This window comes from Sphingomonas morindae, from assembly GCF_023822065.1.
Lineage (GTDB): Bacteria > Pseudomonadota > Alphaproteobacteria > Sphingomonadales > Sphingomonadaceae > Solisphingomonas > Solisphingomonas morindae.
On the sequence record NZ_CP084930.1, the window covers coordinates 1,446,409 to 1,464,610 of the forward strand.

General features: G+C 70.0%; 19 protein-coding genes. 10 read left to right on the forward strand and 9 right to left on the reverse strand.

Translation table 11 applies throughout. The features are described 5' to 3' along the window. Position 1 precedes the first annotated feature (1 nt). The 3 genes from egtB to LHA26_RS07030 all read right to left on the reverse strand — a co-directional run bounded on the left by egtB (position 2) and on the right by LHA26_RS07030 (position 2,214). Positions 2-1,297, reverse strand: coding sequence for an ergothioneine biosynthesis protein EgtB (gene egtB / locus LHA26_RS07020; protein WP_302898053.1), 1,296 nt, complete (start codon positions 1,295-1,297; stop codon positions 2-4). A gap of 89 nt (positions 1,298-1,386) precedes the next feature. Then, the gene (locus LHA26_RS07025) at positions 1,387-1,968 is read right to left on the reverse strand and encodes a cob(I)yrinic acid a,c-diamide adenosyltransferase (protein WP_252168002.1); all 582 of its coding nucleotides are present in this window, start codon (positions 1,966-1,968) and stop codon (positions 1,387-1,389) included. Between the two features lie 9 nt (positions 1,969-1,977). Beyond that, a complete protein-coding gene (locus LHA26_RS07030; RefSeq protein WP_252168003.1) occupies positions 1,978-2,214 on the reverse strand; it encodes an HIG1 domain-containing protein in 237 nt (78 codons plus the stop codon). Positions 2,215-2,294: 80 nt separating this feature from the next. Between LHA26_RS07030 and LHA26_RS07035 the strand changes: the two genes are divergently transcribed. The 3 genes from LHA26_RS07035 to LHA26_RS07045 are packed head-to-tail and all read left to right on the forward strand — an operon-like array spanning position 2,295 to position 4,110. Further along, positions 2,295-2,600, forward strand: a complete 306-nt coding sequence (locus LHA26_RS07035; protein ID WP_252168004.1) for a YggT family protein — start codon at positions 2,295-2,297, stop codon at positions 2,598-2,600. Next, positions 2,597-3,484 (forward strand): bifunctional methylenetetrahydrofolate dehydrogenase/methenyltetrahydrofolate cyclohydrolase FolD, encoded by an 888-nt coding sequence (folD, locus tag LHA26_RS07040; protein ID WP_252168005.1) that lies wholly within the window; start codon positions 2,597-2,599, stop codon positions 3,482-3,484. Before LHA26_RS07035 ends, folD begins: the two co-directional genes overlap by 4 nt. Next, positions 3,484-4,110, forward strand: a complete 627-nt coding sequence (locus LHA26_RS07045) for a MarC family protein (RefSeq protein ID WP_252168006.1) — start codon at positions 3,484-3,486, stop codon at positions 4,108-4,110. The genes folD and LHA26_RS07045 overlap by 1 nt, the downstream gene beginning before the upstream one ends. 6 nt (positions 4,111-4,116) lie before the next feature. Here LHA26_RS07045 and LHA26_RS07050 read toward each other — a convergent pair whose 3' ends face one another. Next, positions 4,117-5,910, reverse strand: a complete 1,794-nt coding sequence (locus LHA26_RS07050; RefSeq protein ID WP_252168007.1) for an AcrB/AcrD/AcrF family protein — start codon at positions 5,908-5,910, stop codon at positions 4,117-4,119. A 93-nt stretch (positions 5,911-6,003) separates the two neighbouring features. Here LHA26_RS07050 and LHA26_RS07055 point away from each other — a divergent pair, with 93 nt between their 5' ends. From LHA26_RS07055 to LHA26_RS07065, 3 genes are read left to right on the forward strand one after another with little or no spacing between them, the layout of a single operon-like run. After that, positions 6,004-6,435 (forward strand): GtrA family protein, encoded by a 432-nt coding sequence (locus LHA26_RS07055; protein WP_252168008.1) that lies wholly within the window; start codon positions 6,004-6,006, stop codon positions 6,433-6,435. Next, positions 6,432-7,421, forward strand: coding sequence for a glycosyltransferase family 2 protein (locus tag LHA26_RS07060; protein ID WP_252168009.1), 990 nt, complete (start codon positions 6,432-6,434; stop codon positions 7,419-7,421). The genes LHA26_RS07055 and LHA26_RS07060 overlap by 4 nt, the downstream gene beginning before the upstream one ends. Beyond that, complete coding sequence (locus LHA26_RS07065; protein ID WP_252168010.1) at positions 7,421-8,149, forward strand: class I SAM-dependent methyltransferase; 729 nt, start codon at positions 7,421-7,423, stop codon at positions 8,147-8,149. Before LHA26_RS07060 ends, LHA26_RS07065 begins: the two co-directional genes overlap by 1 nt. Here LHA26_RS07065 and LHA26_RS07070 read toward each other — a convergent pair. Further along, a complete protein-coding gene (locus tag LHA26_RS07070) occupies positions 8,083-9,675 on the reverse strand; it encodes a hypothetical protein (protein WP_252168011.1) in 1,593 nt (530 codons plus the stop codon). The two genes, LHA26_RS07065 and LHA26_RS07070, sit on opposite strands and share 67 nt — an antisense overlap. 109 nt (positions 9,676-9,784) lie before the next feature. On the opposite strand from LHA26_RS07070, the gene LHA26_RS07075 reads away from it, so the two are divergent. Next, positions 9,785-11,401 carry a hypothetical protein gene (locus tag LHA26_RS07075; protein ID WP_252168012.1) on the forward strand — a complete coding sequence of 539 codons (1,617 nt, stop codon included), beginning with the start codon at positions 9,785-9,787 and terminating at the stop codon, positions 11,399-11,401. Here the strand turns inward: LHA26_RS07075 and LHA26_RS07080 are convergent. After that, on the reverse strand, positions 11,355-12,575 hold the full coding sequence (locus tag LHA26_RS07080; RefSeq protein WP_252168013.1) for an argininosuccinate synthase: 1,221 nt from the start codon (positions 12,573-12,575) through the stop codon (positions 11,355-11,357). The genes LHA26_RS07075 and LHA26_RS07080 overlap by 47 nt on opposite strands. 83 nt (positions 12,576-12,658) lie before the next feature. Between LHA26_RS07080 and LHA26_RS07085 the strand changes: the two genes are divergently transcribed. Further along, positions 12,659-13,096 carry an EF-hand domain-containing protein gene (locus LHA26_RS07085; protein ID WP_252168014.1) on the forward strand — a complete coding sequence of 146 codons (438 nt, stop codon included), beginning with the start codon at positions 12,659-12,661 and terminating at the stop codon, positions 13,094-13,096. A 6-nt stretch (positions 13,097-13,102) separates the two neighbouring features. Here the strand turns inward: LHA26_RS07085 and LHA26_RS07090 are convergent, their stop codons facing one another. The 3 genes from LHA26_RS07090 to LHA26_RS07100 all read right to left on the reverse strand — a co-directional run bounded on the left by LHA26_RS07090 (position 13,103) and on the right by LHA26_RS07100 (position 16,323). Beyond that, positions 13,103-14,320 (reverse strand): SAM-dependent methyltransferase, encoded by a 1,218-nt coding sequence (locus LHA26_RS07090; protein ID WP_252168015.1) that lies wholly within the window; start codon positions 14,318-14,320, stop codon positions 13,103-13,105. A 42-nt stretch (positions 14,321-14,362) separates the two neighbouring features. After that, entirely contained in the window at positions 14,363-15,568 is a 1,206-nt protein-coding gene (gene rlmN / locus LHA26_RS07095) for a dual-specificity RNA methyltransferase RlmN (RefSeq protein WP_252168016.1), read from the reverse strand. A gap of 251 nt (positions 15,569-15,819) precedes the next feature. After that, a complete protein-coding gene (locus tag LHA26_RS07100) occupies positions 15,820-16,323 on the reverse strand; it encodes an invasion associated locus B family protein (protein WP_252168017.1) in 504 nt (167 codons plus the stop codon). A 75-nt stretch (positions 16,324-16,398) separates the two neighbouring features. Between LHA26_RS07100 and LHA26_RS07105 the strand changes: the two genes are divergently transcribed. Both LHA26_RS07105 and dnaN read left to right on the forward strand, forming a co-directional pair. Beyond that, entirely contained in the window at positions 16,399-16,974 is a 576-nt protein-coding gene (locus tag LHA26_RS07105; RefSeq protein WP_252168018.1) for an outer membrane protein, read from the forward strand. A gap of 108 nt (positions 16,975-17,082) precedes the next feature. Next, positions 17,083-18,201 (forward strand): DNA polymerase III subunit beta, encoded by a 1,119-nt coding sequence (dnaN, locus tag LHA26_RS07110; protein ID WP_252168019.1) that lies wholly within the window; start codon positions 17,083-17,085, stop codon positions 18,199-18,201. The last annotated feature ends 1 nt before the right edge of the window (position 18,202 follow it).

Below are 18,202 nucleotides of genomic sequence, written 5' to 3' on the forward strand. Positions count from 1 at the left end.
GTCAGAGGTCCTTGGCCAGGCGCACGCCGGTGAACTGCCAGCGCTGGTGCGGGTAGAAGAAATTGCGGTAGCTGGCGCGGACATGGCCGCGCGGGGTGGCGCAGCTGCCGCCCTTGAGCACGAATTGGCCCGACATGAACTTGCCGTTATATTCGCCGACCGCGCCCTCGGCCGGGCGGAAGCCGGGATGCGGCAGATAGGCCGAGCCGGTCCATTCCCACACATCGCCGAACATCTGCCGCAGCCCCGCGCCGGCGGCCGCCGGCCTAGGCCGCACCGGGCCGGCCTGGTCGAGCAGCGTGCCGCGCGTCGGATCGAGCCCGGCGGCGGCGCTTTCCCATTCCGCCTCGGTGGGCAGGCGCGCGCCCGCCCAGCGCGCGAAGGCGTCGGCCTCATAATAGCTGATGTGCCGCACCGGCGCCGCCAGATCCATGAGATCGAGCCCGTCCAGGCCGAAGCGCCGCGTCCACCCGCCGGCCTCGTCCTGCCGCCAATAGGCGGGCGCGACGATGCCCTCCGCCTGCACCCAGGCCCAGCCATCGGCGAGCCACAGGCTGGCGGTGCGATAGCCGCCATCCTCGACAAAGGCGCGCCATTCGCCGTTGGTGATCGGGCGATCGGCCAGCGCATGCGGCACCAGCCACTGAACGTGGCGCGGCCCTTCGCAATCGAAGGCGAAGCCGGCGCCGTCATGGCCGATCTCGACGGCGCCGCTGCGCCCCTCGACCCAGGCGAGCGGCGCGGGCGCGGCGCTCGGCCGGCGCGGCTCGGCGGCGAAGGCGGCGGGAGCGAGCGGATTTTGCGCGAACAGATGCAGCAGATCGGTGAGCAGCAATTCCTGGTGCTGCTCCTCATGCTCGCAGCCGAGCGCGATCAGCGCGCGCGCCGCCTCGTCCAGCGCGGGGAGCGCCGCATCGAGCGCCGCGTCCACCGCCGCGCGATAGGCGCGCACCTCGTCCAGCGAGGGGCGGGTCAGCAGGCCCCGGCGCGGCCGCGCCATGCGCGCGCCTTCGGCCTCGTAATAGCTGTTGAACAGAAAGGCCCAGCGCGGATCATAGGGCGTGTAGCCGGGCACATGATCGCGCAGCACGAAGGTTTCGAAAAACCAGCTGGTGTGCGCCAGATGCCATTTGGCGGGCGAGGCATCGGGCATGGACTGGGCGCTGGCATCGGCGTCCGAAAGCCCCGCGGCGAGCGCCATCGTGCGCGCGCGCACGGCCTGCAACCGCAGCCCGAGTGGATCCGCCGCCTGTCCGCAATCCGCCGACGCCGCCCGCGCCTCGTGCCCGCCCGCCATGAACGCCCTTTCCAATGACCCAGGTTAACGAAGCGGCCCGGCGAAAGGTTGCCGCGCCCGAGGTTCGCATCGATTTCAGGTAGATGCTCTTAGCGGGTCGCGCCCGGCCGCCAAAGCGGATCGCCACCGCCGGCGGCGTTGAGCTGGCGGCAAAGCGTGAAGAGATGATCCGACAGCCGATTGAGATAGGCGAGCGCGGCCGGATTGAGCGCCTGTTCCGCCGCCGCCGCCATCGCCGCCCGTTCGGCGCGGCGCGTCACCGCGCGGGCAAGGTGCAGCGCCGCCGCCGCCGCGCTGCCGCCGGGCAGGATGAAGGAGGCGAGCGGCGCAAGATCCGCGTTCATCGCGTCGATCTCGGCTTCCAGCCGCGCGATCTGCGCGGGCAGGATGCGCAGCGCGCCATCGCCGCCCTCGAAACCGTCGCCGGGCGTGGCGAGATCGGCGCCGAGATCGAACAGCTCGTTCTGGATGCGGCCGAGCATGGCGCGCGCGGCATCGCCCTCCGGGCCGGCGGCGAGCGCAGCGACCGCGACGCCGATCGCCGAATTGGCCTCGTCCACCTCGCCGATCGCGACGATGCGCGCATCATGCTTGGCGACGCGGCTGCCATCCACCAGCCCGGTGGTGCCGGCATCGCCGGTGCGCGTGTAGATGCGCGTCAGCTTCACCATCGCCGGGGTTCAGCCGCGCGGATGGATCAGCAGCAGCAACAGCACCGCCGCCGCGACGGCGAGGAACTGGAACTGGATGCGGCGCCACATCATGCGGTTCTGGCGCAGGCCCGAGCGACTCGGCCCCTCGCCGGTGCGGCGCAGCGCGCTATCCTCGGTGCGGAGGAAGATCACGATCCCGCGCACCAGCGCGCCGAGCGCCGCCAGCGCGAACACGATCACCAACAGGGTGAGCAGGATCGTCATGCCCCCATCCTACGCGGTTGTTGCCGCCATGGAAAGCGGCGAGCGGCTCGGCTAGGAGGGGCGCACGGGAGGACCACCGCATGTTCGCGATCTACCAGATTCTCCAGCTGCTGCTGACGATCCTTTTCTGGATCATCATGATCCAGGTCGTCATCTCCTGGCTCTTCGCCTTCAACGTCATCAACCATCACAACGAGATGGTTCGCTCGATCGTGCGCGGCCTCGATGCCGTGACCGAACCCATCTATCGGCCGATCCGGCGCATCCTGCCCGATTTCGGCGGGCTGGATTTCGCGCCCATGGTGGTGCTGCTGCTGATCTACATCCTCCAGCGCATCCTGCTGCCCTCGATCTTCGCCTCGCTGATCGTGCCGGGGGCGATGTGAGCGACGCCGCGATCATCGACGGCAAGGCCCATGCCGCCGCGCTGCGCGCGCAGGTGGCGGACGGCGTCGCCGCCTTCGCCGCCGCCGCCGGCCGCGTGCCGGGGCTCGCCGTGGTGCTGGTCGGCGAGGATCCGGCGAGCCAGGTCTATGTCCGCTCCAAGGGCCAGGCCACCGAGGCCGCCGGCATGGCGAGCTTCAGCCACCGCCTGCCGGCCGAAGCGTCCGAGGCGGAATTGCTCGCGCTGATCGCGCTGCTCAACGCCGATTCCGCGGTGGACGGCATTCTCGTCCAGCTGCCGCTGCCGCACCAGATCGACGAGGACCGGGTGATCGCCGCGATCCATCCCGACAAGGATGTGGACGGCTTCTCGATCGCCAATGTCGGGCGGCTCAGCGTCGGCCAGCCGGGCTTCGTGCCGTGCACGCCGCTCGGCTGCGCGATGCTGCTGGAGGACCGGCTCGGCGACCTGGCCGGGCTGGATGCGATCGTCATCGGCCGCTCCAACATCGTCGGCAAGCCGATGGCGCAGCTGCTGCTGGCGCGCAACTGCACCGTCACCATCGCCCATTCGCGCACGCGCGACCTGGCCGAGAAGGTGCGCCGCGCCGATATCGTGGTGGCGGCGGTGGGCCGCCCGCATTTCGTGCGCGGCGACTGGATCAAGCCGGGCGCGACCGTGATCGATGTCGGCATCAACCGGATCGAGGCCGGCGACGGCAAGACCCGGCTGGTGGGCGACGTCGCCTTCGACGAGGCGCGCGCGGTGGCCGGAGCGATCACGCCCGTGCCCGGCGGGGTCGGGCCGATGACGATCGCGGTGCTGATGCGCAACACGCTGGTCGCCGCCCATCGCACCGCCGGCCTCCCCTATACGGGGATCTGATGCTCGAACATTTCCTCAGCGCCTTCGTCACTTTGTTCGTGGTGATCGATCCGTTCGGCTGCGCGCCGATCTTCGCCGGGCTGACCGGCGGGGCGAGCGCGCAGCATCGCCGGTCGATGGCGGTGCGTTCGACCGCGATCGCCTCGGTGATCCTGCTGATCTTCGCGCTGCTCGGCGAGCCGCTGCTCAAGGTGCTGGGGATCAGCCTGGATGCCTTCCGCATCGCGGGCGGGGTGATGCTGGCGCTGATCGCGCTGGAGATGGTGTTCGAGAAGCGCACCCAGCGCCGCTCGGAACGCGCCAGCAAGGTCGCGCGCGAGCCCGGGCCGGTCGAGGATATCGCCGTCTTCCCCATGGCCATGCCGATGATCGCGGGCCCCGGCTCGATCGCCTCGGCGATGCTGCTGATGGGCCGCAGCCATGGCCTGATCGAGCATGCGCTGGTGCTCGCCGCTTTGGGCGCGGTGCTGGCGCTGATGCTGCTGTCGCTGCTCGCGGCGGGCGCGCTGATGCGGCGCGTGGGCGAGAGCGTGGAAGGCGTGATCACCCGGCTGCTGGGCGTGCTGCTCGCCGCGCTGGCCGTCCAGTTCATCCTGGACGGGCTGCGCGGCGCCTTCCACCTCTAGCGCGGATCAGGGGCGCAGCCGCCAGATCCGCCACGGATTGCCGGGCGGCAGCGCGATCGGGATCAGCCAGGCCGGGGTCCAGCCCCCGGCCAGCTTGGCGTAGAAGCCGCCCGGCGCCTCGGATCGGTAGATGGTCGATTCCGACATATTGGGGCAGACGAGCAGATAGTCCGCCCGGTGCGCCAGCATGATCGCATGCGCCTGTTCCGGCGTGCCGCGCATCGCATGCTCGACATCGAGGATCGCGCCGGCGTTGCGATGATAGGGTCCGGCCACGGCGCTGTGATGGGTGAGCGCGATCAGCCGCGGCCCGGCATCCACGAAGGTGAAGACCACCCCCTTGGGCAGCCGGCCGATCGGCCGCAGCGCGGGGATGGTGGGGCAGCGCCGATTGGCGCGCCGCACCGGATCGGGCCGCGCCTTGCCCGCGCGCGGCCGCGCCTTGCCGGGCAGCCAGGCTTCGAGCGGCGTCATCAGCCCGCCCGAGAGCAGCGCCACGATCGCCGCCCCGGCGACGCCGCGCACCCAGAGCGGGCGATCCCCCAGCCGCAGGATCAGCGTCCAGCAGGCCCAGGCCACCACCGGCACCGCCAGCATCTGCGCGCTGGCGATGGTGCGGAACTGCCAGAAGGTGAGCGCGAAGGCGAAGAGGCCGAAGGCGAGGCCCGGCAGCCAGGGGCCGAGCAGGCGCCGCCGCCCGGCGCTCCACAGCAGCGCCAGTCCACAGGCCAGCCCGATCGCGGGGAGCGCGGCGGCGGGCAGCGCGACATCGCGCGGATGCGCGGTGATCGGCCGCGCCTCGCGGACATGGCTGAGCCACAGCCGCTCGGCCTCGGGCGGGATATTCTCCAGCCGGTGGCCCCAGCATTGCGGGAAGAGCAGGCGATAGGCGAGCAGCGCCACCAGCCCGGCGGCGCAGACGAGCAGCAGCCGCGTCACCCGGCCGCGCGCCGGAACCAGCGAGAGCCCGGCCAGCAGCAGCGCCGCCAGCACCACCGTGACCAGCCAGACCGGGGTCAGCGCATCGCAGCGCGGCGCCCAATTGTCGGTGGAGGCGAAGGCGAGAAAGGCCGCGCCGGTGGATCCCGCGAGCGCCAGCCCATAGGCGCGCATCCGCAGCGCGGCCTCCGCCTCCCACGCCCAGCGGAGCGCGATCGCCGCGCCGGCAAAGACGATATAGGGCAGCATCTCCAGCCCGATCGCCAGCGACAGCGAAGAGGAGAGCGCGACCAGCACGCCCGCGCGCACCGGCCGGGGATCGCTGAGCCCGGCGAGCGTCACCATCAGCAAGGCGAGCTGCCAGCCATGATGATCGATCCGCAGGGGCGACCACATCAGCATCGCCGATCCCGCGCAGCACAGCAGCACCAGCGCCACCGGATAGGCGAGCGGCGCGATCAGCCGGCGCACCACCAGCGCCAGCGCCAGCATCGCCACCAGCATCGGCAGCAGCGGCGCCACCGCCACCGCGAACCGCCAGGCATCCAGCGTGCCGAGCAGCGGCCGCGCCAGCAGCACCAGCCCCGCGATCGGCAGGTCCACCAGCCGCGACCAGTGGATGTTGAAGCCCTGCGGCGGGTTCAGCCGATATTGGCGGAGATCGTACCAGCCCTGCCCGCCCAGCCAATCCCGCACCTGGACGAATCGGATATTGTCATCGGTATCGCCGAGCGCGAGCCAGTGGATGGCGGCCCATTTCTGCCACAGCAGCACCGCCGCCGCGCCGATCCAGAACAGCAGAACCGCCAGTCGCCAGCGGCGATCTAGCCAATCGGCCAGCGCGGCCAGGGTCCGGGCCATAAGTCGTAACGCCCCTCAGGATTGAGATTCCAAGGGAGCCGCTCTAGTCGGGTTGTCGACGGGGGCAAGGGCTGCAGGCAAGGACGGGAACGGGTGCGATCGGGCATAGCCAGGCTCTGGCACATTTTGGAGGACGATCACCGCGTGATGGTGGCGCAGCTCGCGCGCTACGGATTCGCGGGCGTGGGCGTCACCCTGTTCCAGATCGCGGTGTACAACGCGCTGGCGGGGCCGCACGGCTATGCGCCGCTGATCGCCAACAGCTTCGCCTTCGTGGCGGCGATGCTGCTGGGCTATACCATCCACAGCCGCTTCAGCTTTCAGGGCCATGGCCGCCGCGACAATGTCGCCCGCTCCGCCGGCCGCTTCGTCATCGCCTCGCTGATCGGTTTCGCGATCAACAGCTTCTGGGTCTGGTCGCTGACCGGGCTGCTGCACCTGCCGCACTGGGCGCCATCGCTGCCGATGTTCTTCGTCACCCCCTTCGCGCTGTTCTGGCTCAACCGCCGCTGGGTGTTCGGATGATCGATCCCGGCTTCAGCGCGGGGGCGGCGGCGCGCCCGCTGATCACCATCCTCGCCCCGGTCAAGGATGAGGAGGCCGCGATCGGCCCCTTTGTCCGCCGCGTCGCCACGGTGCTCGACGCGCTCGACGAGCCCGCCGGCTGGGAGATCCTGTTCATCGACGATGGCAGCCGCGACGCCACGCTCGCCGCCATCCTCGCCGCGCACGCCGCCGATCCGCGCATCCGCTGCCTCTCGCTCTCGCGCAATTTCGGCAAGGAAGCGGCGCTTTCGGCCGGGCTCGATCATGCCGCCGGCCAGGTGGTGATTCCGCTCGACGTCGATCTGCAGGATCCGCCCGAGGTGATCGGCACCATGTTGGCGAGCTGGCGCGAGGGCAATGACGTGGTCTATGGCGTGCGCCGCAACCGCGAGGCCGACACGCTGCCCAAGCGGCTGACCGCCGATCTCTATTATCGCGCGCACAATTGGCTCTCGGCGGACAAGATCCCCGAGCATGCCGGCGATTTCCGGCTGCTCGACCGCAAGGTGGTGGACGTGATCCGCCGCATGCCCGAGCGCAACCGCTTCATGAAGGGGCTGTTCGCCTGGGCGGGCTTCCGCCAGGCGGCGGTGGAATATGATCGCGTCTCGCGCGATGTCGGCACCACCAAGTTCAACTATTGGAAGCTCTGGACGCTCGCGCTCGACGGCATCACCTCCGGCTCCACCCTGCCGCTGCGGATCTGGAGCTATCTGGGCGCGATGGTGGCGGTGGTGGCGCTGTTCTACGCCGTGTTCATCGGCGTGCGCACGCTCGTCTTCGGGGTCGATGTGCCGGGCTATCCCTCGCTGATGGTGGCGACGCTCTTCTTCGGCGGGGTGCAGCTCATCTCGCTCGGCGTGCTGGGCGAATATGTCGGGCGCATCCTGGTGGAGACCAAGCATCGCCCGATCTACGTGGTGCGCGAGCGGATCGGTGCCGAGCTTCAGCCGGTGGCGTGCTGATGGAGCGCGCCATCTATGAGCGCATGGCCGAAATCGATGGCGAACATTGGTGGTTCACCGCGCGGCGGCAGATCGTGGCGCAGGCGATCCGCGACCGGGTGACGCTGCCGCCGGCGCCGCGCATCCTGGAGATCGGCGCGGGCACCGGCGCCAACCTGCCGATGCTGGCGGCGTTCGGCACGGTCGACGCGGTCGAGCCCGACGAGGCGGCGCGCGCGCTCGCCAGCCGGCGCAGCGGCATCGCGGTGAAGGGCGGGCTGCTGCCGCACGCGGTGGCGCTGCCCGATGGCGGCTACGACCTGATCGTGCTGCTCGACGTGCTGGAGCATATTCCCGACGATCGCGGCGCGCTGACGGTGCTGCGCGCCAAGCTGGCGCCGGGCGGAACGCTGCTGATGACGGTGCCCGCCGCGCCCTGGATGTGGAGCGCGCACGATGTCGCGCATCATCACCACCGCCGCTACACCGCGCGCAGCTTCGCCGCGGTGATGCGCGACGGCGGCTTCCGGGTGCGGCATCTCAGCCACTTCAACACGCTGCTCTTCCCGCTGATCGCCGGGGTGCGGCTGCTGCACCGGCTGACCGGCCGCGAGGGCGGCGACGACGCGCTGCCGGGCGCGACCACGAACCGGATGCTCGCGCGCATCTTTGCGGCCGAGCGTTATTGGGTGACGCGGCGCGCGCTGCCCTTCGGTGTCTCGCTGCTGGCGATCGCCGAGCCGTCCTGATTGGCGGTGATCCGGTAGAGAATGCCGAAGCGCCGCCCCGTCCACACCGGGACGAGGCCGGGATCGCGCGGCCAGCGATCGCGCGGCATGTCGATCATCCACAGATAATCGAACGCGGCGCGCGGGAATTTGGCGAGCGCCAGCTCGAGCACGGGCTCGTTGCGGGCGCGGCAATCCGGCCGGCGCAGCAGCTGCGAGGGATCGTGGCTGAAATAGCGGCCGGCGGCGCGGTAGCGGATCCTGAGCAGCTGCGCGCCGGGCGCCACCCACTGATCGTTGACGAAGGAATGGCGCCGCACCGTCGCCATCGAGCTCAGATGCTCCATGCGCGTGGTGTACCAGACATTGCGGCACGGCACCGTGGCCAGCACCATCACCCGCGCGCCCATCGGCACATGATCGAGCGCCTTGAGCTGCGCCTGGTAATTGCGCTCATAGCGGAGGAAGGCGGCGGTCGAGACGGCGATGCGCGCGGCGAAGAAGCCCGTCGCCACCAGCGCCACCGCCAGCGCCACGCGCGGGCGCGCGATCGGCCGCAGCGCGAGGATGGCGAGCGCCAGCATATAGGGGACCAGCCGCATATCGGCATAGGCCGAGCTGAGCAGGACGCGCGGCAGGCAGACGAACACGATCGCCAGCAGCAGCGCCGCCAGGCCGAGCACGGCATCGTAGCGGCGGCGCGGCGCCACCAGCCCCGACAGGGCGACGGCGTAGAGCAGCGCCGCGCCGGCGCGATCCCACAGCTCGACCCGCTCGCGCAGCACCGAATAGAGCCAGCGCCATTTGAAGTTCCAGTTGAACCAATCGAAGGTGCCGCGCGGGGCGGCGCCACCGCGCCACGGCAGCAGCAGCAGCGCCGGCGGCGCCAGCGGCAGCACCGCCAGCCCCGCCTTCCACAGCGCCGGGAGCCAGGCCATGCCGGCGCGGCGGCCGCGAACCGCCTCGGCGATGAAGCAGAGCAGCCCCAGCGTGCCCCAGGCGAAACTGTGCGCCACCCAGATGAGGAAGGCGACGACCAGGAAGATCCAGGGCCGCGCCGCCAGCCGGCCGGTGCGCGCCAGCCGCAGCCACCAGGCGAAGGCGATCAGCATCAGCGCCATCGCCAGCGCGAAATTGAGGAAGCCGAACTGGAAGGGATAGCCATAGGCGAGCGGCAGCGCGAACAGCGCGGTCGGCGGCACGCGGCCGTGGATCTCGCGCGCGAGCAGCAGCAGCCCGGCCACGGTGAGCGGCGGGATGGCGAGCACGATCAGCTTGACCGCCAGCTCGAGCCCGAGCAGCGGGCCGAGCAGCTCGACCAGCAGATCGCAGCCGAGATTGCCGATCAGCCCCCAGTCGAAGCGGTAATAGCGGCCGAGCCAGGGCGAGCTGCCGATATCCAGCTGCACGCGATAGCGGCCCATATGGCCCATGAGATCGGTGAGCGGCGGGATCGGCGGCAGCAGCAAGGGTATCGCCGCCAGCGCGATCATGGCGATGGCGAACCAGCGCGTTTCCCACCAGGCGTGTTTCGGGGAGGCGTTCATCGGACCGGAAGAGCCTTAGAGCCTGATCGGTCGCGGTGGAAGCGTCTGTCGCGGTGGAAGCGGCCAAGGCGCTTCCCTACACGGCCCGGCTCGGGCAGAGCGGATCCTCGTGGATCGAAGGACGCCGGTGCCGCCATCATCGCTGACCGAACGACGCGCGCGCGCCGCGCTGCTGCTGCTGGCCGTGACGCTGCTCGCCGCCGGGCTGCGGCTGTGGCACGGCTTCGCCCACCCCTTCTGGCTGGACGAGGCCTATAGCGCCTATGCCGCCGATCACGGCTTCGCCTTTCTGTGGCACGTGGTGCCGCGCTACGAGACGCATCCGCCCTTCTATTACTCGCTGGTGCGGCTGTGGAGCCTCGCCTTTGGCGAGACGCTGGCGGCGCGCCGCTCGCTGGGGCTGATCGCGGGGATCGCGGCGGTGCCGGTGGCGATGCTGGCGGCGCGCCGGCTGGCGGCGCTGATCGGGCTCGCGCCGCGCCGCGCCGCGCTGCTGGCCCTGCTGGTGGGGCTGTTCGCCGCCTGCCATCCGCTGATGCTGCAGATGAGCCGGCAGGTGCGGCCCTATCCGGTGATGACTTTGGTCTATGCGCTGGCGCTGCTGCCGCTGTTCCGCCTCGCCGCCGCCGCGCGCGCCGGCCGGCCGCTGCCCACCGGCGCGCTGGCGGGCTTCGCGCTCGCCGAGGCGGCGATGCTGTGGCTCCATTCGCTCGGCCCGCTGTTCGGCGCGGCGCTGGGGCTGGCGCTGCTGCTGGTGACGGTGCGCCCCGGCCTGGCGCGGCGCGACGCGGTGGCGCTGCTCGCCAGCCAGGCGCTGGCGGGCCTGCTCTACCTGCCCGCCTTCGCGATCATGCTCGGCCAGGCGCCGACCTGGATCCAATCGACCTGGCTGGTGTTCCGCCCGGCCACGCTGATCGCGCAGCTGGGGCTGATCTACGCCAGCTGGAACCGCTGGGTGAGCCTGATCGCGCTGCTCCTCGCGCTGGCGGGCGCGGCGAGCCTGGGGCGCCGCCATTGGGGCGGCCGCGTCGCGGCGGCGCTGGCGATCCTCGCCATCCTGCCGGTGGCGGCGGCGATCCTGCTGTCGCTGACGGTGGCGCCCGTCTTCCTCACCCGCACGCTGAGCCCGGTGACGGTGCCGGGGCTGCTGCTGATCGCCGCCGGCGCGGCGCAGACCGGGCGGCTGGCGCTGGCGACGCTGCCGCTGGCGGCGCTGCTGCTGACGGGCGAGGCGGCGGTGACGCGCCTGATGCTGCGCGCCGGCCCGATGCAGGACTGGTATGGCGCCATCGCCTGGCTGCGGCCGCGCATGGCCCCGGGCGACACCCTATGGGCCTATCCCAATGAGGGAGCGCTGCCGCTCTCCTACGCGCTGCGCGACGAGCGGCGGACCCTGCCGATCCGCGCCATTCCGGCGCCGGTGCCGGCCTTTGGCATGGGCGGCTATTTCCCGACCGGCAGCCGCGGCGTGGTGTCGCTCTACCCGGACCAGATCGCCCGGCTGATGGCGAGCCCGGCGGCGCGCACGCCACCCACCATCTGGGTGCTGCGGCTGGGGCCGTGGAAATATGATCCCGGCGACCGGCTGGTCCGCGCGCTGGCGGCGGACCGGCGCGTGGTGGGCCATTTCCGGCGCGGCGCGATCGACCTGATCGGTCTGCGCCGCGCCGGGGACGGGCTCAGCGCCCGTCGCGACGCCCCAGCAGCCGCAGACGCAGCGCGTTGAGCTTGATGAAGCCGGCCGCGTCGCGCTGATCATAGGCGCCGGCATCGTCCTCGAAGGTGACGACCTTCTCGGAATAGAGCGTATCGGGCGACTTGCGGCCGACGACCGAGGCGAGCCCCTTGTAGAGCTTGAGCCGCACCGTGCCGTTGACGCGCGCCTGGCTGTGATCGATCGCGGCCTGGAGCATCTCGCGCTCGGGCGAGAACCAGAAGCCGTTATAGACCAGCTCGGCATAGCGCACCGCCAGCTCGTCCTTGAGATGGGCGGCGCCGCGATCGAGCGTGATCTGCTCGATTCCGCGATGCGCGGCATGGTAGATGGTGCCGCCCGGCGTTTCGTACATGCCGCGCGACTTCATGCCGACGAAGCGGTTCTCGACCAGATCGAGCCGGCCGATGCCATGGGCGCGGCCGAGATCGTTGAGCCGGGCGAGCAGCACCGCCGGCGACAGCGCCTCGCCGTTCAGCGCGACGCCGTCGCCGCGCTCGAAATCGATCGTGATATAGTCCGGCCGGTCGGGCGCATCCTCGGGATTGACGGTGCGCGAATAGACATAGTCCGGCACTTCCTGCCACGGATCCTCGAGCACCTTGCCCTCGGACGAGGTGTGGAGGAGATTCGCGTCGGTGGAGAAGGGGCTTTCGCCGCGCTTGTCCTTGGGCACCGGAATCTGGTGCGCCTCGGCATATTCGATCAGCCGGGTGCGGCTGGTGAGATCCCATTCGCGCCAGGGCGCGATCACCTTGATGTCGGGCTGGAGCGCATAATAGCCCAGCTCGAAGCGGACCTGATCATTGCCCTTGCCGGTGGCGCCATGGCTGACCGCATCGGCGCCGACCTGGCGCGCGATCTCGATCTGGCGCTTGGCGATGAGCGGCCGCGCGATCGAGGTGCCGAGCAGATAGAGCCCCTCATAGGTGGCGTTGGCCCGCATCATCGGAAAGACATAGTCGCGCACGAACTCCTCGCGGAGATCGTCGATGAAGATATGCTCGGGCTTGACGCCCATCAGCTCGGCCTTGGCGCGCGCCGGCTCCAGCTCCTCGCCCTGGCCGAGATCGGCCGTGAAGGTGACGACCTCGCACTGATAGGTCTCGCGCAGCCATTTGAGGATGACGCTGGTATCGAGGCCGCCCGAATAGGCGAGCACGACGCGATTGACGGGCTGCGTCATGGACTGATCCTTACGGCTAGGGGTATCGGAACGCGCGGGCCTGTGCCATCGCGACCGCCTCGGTTCAAGCGTCGGATGCGCGAATGATGAAGAAGACCATCGGCCTCGCCCTGCTGGCCGCCGCCGGCGCCGCCTGGGCGGACCCCCCGCCGGTGGCGCGCGCCACCGTCGCCGCGCGCGCCGCCACCATGTTCGGCAAGGCCGACACCGACCGCGACGGCTGGCTGAGCCGCGCCGAATATCGCGCCGCCGTGCTCGCCGTGGCGCGTCGCTACGACCCCAAGATCCCGAGCGAAGGCAAGGGGATGGACGCGGCGCTGGCGCAGTTCGACAGCCTCGACCGGCGCCATGAGGGCCGCATTCCGCGCGCCGATTTCATCGCCGCCGCGCTCGCCCATTTCGACGGCGCCGATCTCAACCATGACGGCGTCATCACCCCCGACGAGGCGCGGCGCGCCGCCAAGATCAAGCAGAAGGCGATTCTCTCGGCCAAGCCCGCCGCCGCGCCCGCGACGCGCTAGACCGGCTCAGCCCTGGGCGAGCAGCGCCTGCTCGCGCTCGGCCATATAGTCGCGCGTGATCGGCAGGCTGTGCCGGTTGCGCGCGAATTGCAGCTGGAAATTGACCATGTCGGCATGGCGGAAGGCGGTGCAGGCGCCGGCGAGATAGAAGCGCCACATGCGGTAGAAGCGCGCATCGTACATGCGCTCGATCTCCGCGCGGGCGGCGCCGGTGCGCGCATACCAGTGCGCCAGCGTCAGCCCGTAATGGAAGCGCAGCACCTCGACATCGGTGAGCGCGAGATGCGCCTTCTCGCTGGCCGCGACGGTTTCCGACAGCGCCGGGATATAGCCGCCGGGGAAGATATATTTGGCGGTGAAGCTGTCGGTGTAGCTGGGCGGCCCGAGCCGGCCGATGGTGTGGACCAGCGCCACGCCATCCTCGGTCAGGAGATCGTGGACGCGCTCGAAATAGGCGCGGAAGTGCGGCGCGCCGACATGCTCGAACATGCCGACCGAGACGATGCGATCGAACCGGCCCTCGAGCTGGCGGTAATCGATCAGCTCGAAGCGGACGCGATCCGCCACGCCGGCGGCGCTGGCGCGCTCGCGCGCGATCTTGAGCTGCTCCTCCGACAAAGTGATGCCGAGCACATCGACATCGGCGACGCGGTTCAGATACAGCGCCATGCCGCCCCAGCCGCAGCCGATATCGAGCACGCGCTGGCCGGGTCGGAGATCGAGCTTGGCGGCGATATGCGCCTTCTTGGCGAGCTGCGCCTGATCCAGATCGGTCTCGCCGCCGGCGAAATAGGCGCAGCTATATTGCCGGTCGCGATCGAGGAACAGCTCGTAGAGACGGGCCGAGAGATCGTAATGATGGGCGACGTTGCGCTTCGCCTGGATCAGCGAATTGGCGCGGAACAGGCGCATCAGCAGCGGCGACTCGCCGATCGCCAGCGCGCCGCGGACATGGCGCTCCCAGCTGATGTTGAAGCGGAAGAGATCGAGAAAGGCGAGGATGTCGTCGCCCTCCACCTCGATCCGGTGATCCATATAGGCTTCCGGAAAGCCGAGCACCGGCCGCCGCATGATGTCCAGGGGGACTTTCGCGTCGGCGAACCGGATATGGACGGGCGCGCGCCCCGGATCGGGGCTGCCATAGCGATGCGTCGTGCCGCTCGCCTCGGTCACCACCAGTTCGCCGGTGGTGATCAGGCGGCGCAGATAGGTGTCGAGTAACATTTCGGGGCCGTCTGTAGGCGCAGGCGGCCGCCGCTGACAAGCTCAGTCGAGCGCGGCCTGTTTTTCGGCGGCGATCCGATCCAGCTCGGCGCGGCTCTTGCGCTCGGCGGCCGATTTCAGCTGGCCGCAGGCGGCCATGATGTCGCGGCCGCGCGGGGTGCGGACCGGCGCCGAGATGCCGGCCTGGAAGACGATCTCCGAAAAGGCGCGGACCCGCTCGGGCGTCGAGGTTTCGTAGGGCGCGCCGGGCCAGGGATTGAAGGGGATGAGGTTGACCTTGGCCGGCAGGCGATAGTGGCGCAGCAGGCGCACCAGCTCGCGCGCGTCGGCGTCGCTGTCATTCTTGTCCTTCAGCATCACATATTCGAAGGTGATGCGGCGGGCATTGTTGGCGCCCGGATAGGCGGCGCAGGCGGCGAGCAGATCGTCGATGCCATATTTCTTGTTGAGCGGCACGATCTCGTCGCGCACCGCCTTGGTGACGGCGTGGAGCGACACGGCGAGATTGACGCCGATCTCCTCGCCGGCGCGCGCCATCATCGGCACCACGCCCGAGGTGGACAGGGTGATTCGCCGCTTGGACAAAGCGAGCCCGTCGCCGTCCATCACGATCCGCAGCGCATCGCGCACGGCATCGAAATTGTAGAGCGGCTCGCCCATGCCCATCAGCACGATATTGGTGAGGAGCCGCCCCTCGGGCTGGCTCGGCCACTCGCCCAGCGCATCGCGCGCGAGCATCACCTGGCCGACGATCTCGCCCGCCGTCAGGTTGCGGACCAGCTTCATCGTGCCGGTGAAGCAGAAGCGGCAGTTGAGCGTGCAGCCGACCTGGCTCGACACGCACAGGGTGCCGCGATCCGCATCGGGAATGAAGACCATTTCGAAATCATGGCCGTCATGGCTGCGCAACAGCCATTTGCGCGTGCCGTCGGTGGAAAGCTGCGCGGTCACCACCTCGGGGCGGGTGATGACGAAATGCTCGGCGAGCCAGGGATGCTGCGCCTTGGCGATATCCGTCATGCCCGTGAAATCGGTGACGCCGCGATTATAGATCCAGTGCCACAGCTGCTTGGCGCGCAGCTTGGCCTGGCGCGCCTCCAGCCCGCGGGCGAGCAGCGCCTCGCGAATCGCCTCGCGCGAGAGACCGACAAGATCGATCCGCCCGTCGGCGCGCGGCGATTCGGCGCGCGGCACCGGCACGGGATCGACATGGCCGGGAATCGGCATCAGGGCTTCGACGGTCTGCATCGCGGCCACATAGGCCAGACGGGCCCGATTTTCCAGTCGCGCGCCGCCGTCATCCCTCCGTCGAACCGCTCCTTTCGCCGCGTCGATGTTGAAGCTTCGGCAAGGCTTTGGGCATAAGACGCGGGTGAATCATCGGGTGGGGTACCTTATGCTGTTCCAGATCGCCGCTTCGACCATGGGCTCGGTCATCGCGCTCTCCTTCCTGTCGCTCTACCGCCAGGCCGGCCGGATCTGATCGCGCGCGGCGGCGCTCACCGCCCGGGGGGGCAGGCGAGCATCGCCGCGTCGATCGCGCTGGCCGCGCCGCGCAGCCGATAGACATCGGCATAGGCGCGGCCATCCTCGGCGACGGTCGAAACGCTCATCGAACTGCCCGAGCGCATCGCCGCGACGATCGCCGCATCCGCGCGGCGATCGGCCGCCCAGGCGCGTCCGGCCGCCACCACCAGCCGGAAGCCGCTATCGCCGATGCTCAGCGTCACCGGCGCGGCGGGCTGATGGCCGCGACTCAGCCGCACCGAGAGCTGGGCGCGGATGCGCTGCGCCGGGAAGGCGGCGACGCTCGCCACCGCGCCGAGGCCGAAGGCGCTGGTGCCGGGCGGCGGCTCGGCCATGGCGAAGCACCGGTCCGACGCCGGCTCGCGAAACGCGGCCCAATCGTGGAACACGCCCAATGTCTCGCGCGCCGGTGCCGCCGCCACGAGCAGCACCAGCGCCAGCGCCGCCCGCTTATGGTTTACGCGAGGTTCAGGCACGGCTTGCCAGGGCGGGGACGCGCCGCCGCGCGATCTGCGCGCGCGGCGCCTGTCCATGGTCCACGGGAGTTGCTTATGCGTTTGCGCACGTCCACCTTCATCCTCGCCCTGCCGCTTGCGCTTGGCGCGGCGCCGGCCTTTGCGCAACAGGCACCCTTCACCGGCGCGCGCGTGGAAGGGCTGATCGGCTGGGACCGGCTCCAGAACAACGGCCATAGCGACGATATCGTCTATGGCGTCCAGGGCGGCTACGACGTGCAGATGGGCCCGGCGCTGGTCGGCATCGAGGGCGGCATCGACGACAGCAACAACAAGAGCTGCTTCGGCGCCCGCACCGCCGCGGATCCGCGCGTCTGCGCCAAGGCCGCGCGCGATCTCTATATCGGGGCGCGGGTCGGCAAGGTGCTGACGCCGCGCGCGCTGATCTATGCCAAGGCCGGCTACACCAATGCCCGCGTCAAGGAGACGCTGAACGACGGCGATACCCAGGCGACGCTGTTCCACACCGATCTCGACGGCGTGCGGCTCGGCGCGGGCGCGGAATATGCGGTCGGCCCCAATTCCTACCTCAAGGCCGAATATCGCTATTCCAATTACGAGCGCGGGTTCAGCCGCAACCAGCTGGTCGCCGGGTTCGGCTTCCGCTTCTGATCGCCCGCCGAGCGGTGCCGGCGCCGCCCATCGGATCGCACGCGGTTTGATGTGGCGGCGGCGCGGGCAGGCGCTATAAACACGGTCCGACATGATTGGGGTGGGTTGATGAAGGCGACGATTGAACGGGCTGCACTGCTGAAGGGGCTTAGCCATGTGCAGTCGGTGGTGGAGCGCAGGAACACCATCCCGATCCTCTCCAACGTGCTGCTCGATGCCGCCGCCGGCGGCGGGCTGAAGCTGATGGCCACCGATCTCGACCTGCAGATCGTCGAGACCGTCGCCGCCGCGGTCGACCAGCCGGGCGCGACCACTGTCTCCGCCCACACGCTGTTCGATATCGTGCGCAAGCTGCCCGAGGGCGCGCAGGTCCAGCTTTCGGCGGCCGACGGCAAGATGCTGGTCGCCGCCGGCCGCGCCCGCTTCAACCTCGCCACCCTGCCGCGCGACGATTTCCCGGTGATCGCCGAGGGCGATCTGCCCACCCAGTTCGAGCTGCCCGCGGCGATGCTGCGCCAGATCATCGACAAGACGCGCTTCGCCATCTCCACCGAGGAGACGCGCTATTATCTCAACGGCATCTACCTCCATGTCGCCGAGGAAGGCCCGTCCGGCCCGGTGCTGAAGGCGGCCGCCACCGACGGCCATCGCCTGGCGCGCGTGACGGTGCCGGCGCCCGCCGGCGCCGAGGCGATGCCCGGCGTGATCGTGCCGCGCAAGTGCGTGGCCGAACTGCGCAAGCTTCTGGACGAGGTGGACGGCACCGTCGACCTCTCGCTGTCCGCCACCAAGATCCGCTTCGGGCTGGGCACCGCCATCCTCACCTCCAAGCTGATCGACGGCACCTTCCCCGATTATTCGCGCGTGATCCCCACCGCCAACGACAAGCTGCTCAAGATCGACCCCAAGAGCTTCGCGCAGGGGGTGGACCGGGTGGCCACGATCGCCAGCGAGAAGACGCGCGCGGTGAAGATGACGCTGGACCGCGACAAGGTGGTGCTCTCCGTCACCAGCCCCGAAAACGGCACCGCCGCCGAGGAAGTGCCCGGCGACTATACCGCGCTGGGCTTCGATATCGGCTTCAACGCGCGCTATCTGATGGACATTCTCGGCCAGATCGACGGCGATCTGGTGGAGGTGCACCTCGCCGACGCGGCCGCGCCCACGCTGATCCGCGAGAATGACAAGGCGGCCGCCTTGTACGTGCTGATGCCGATGCGCGTCTGAT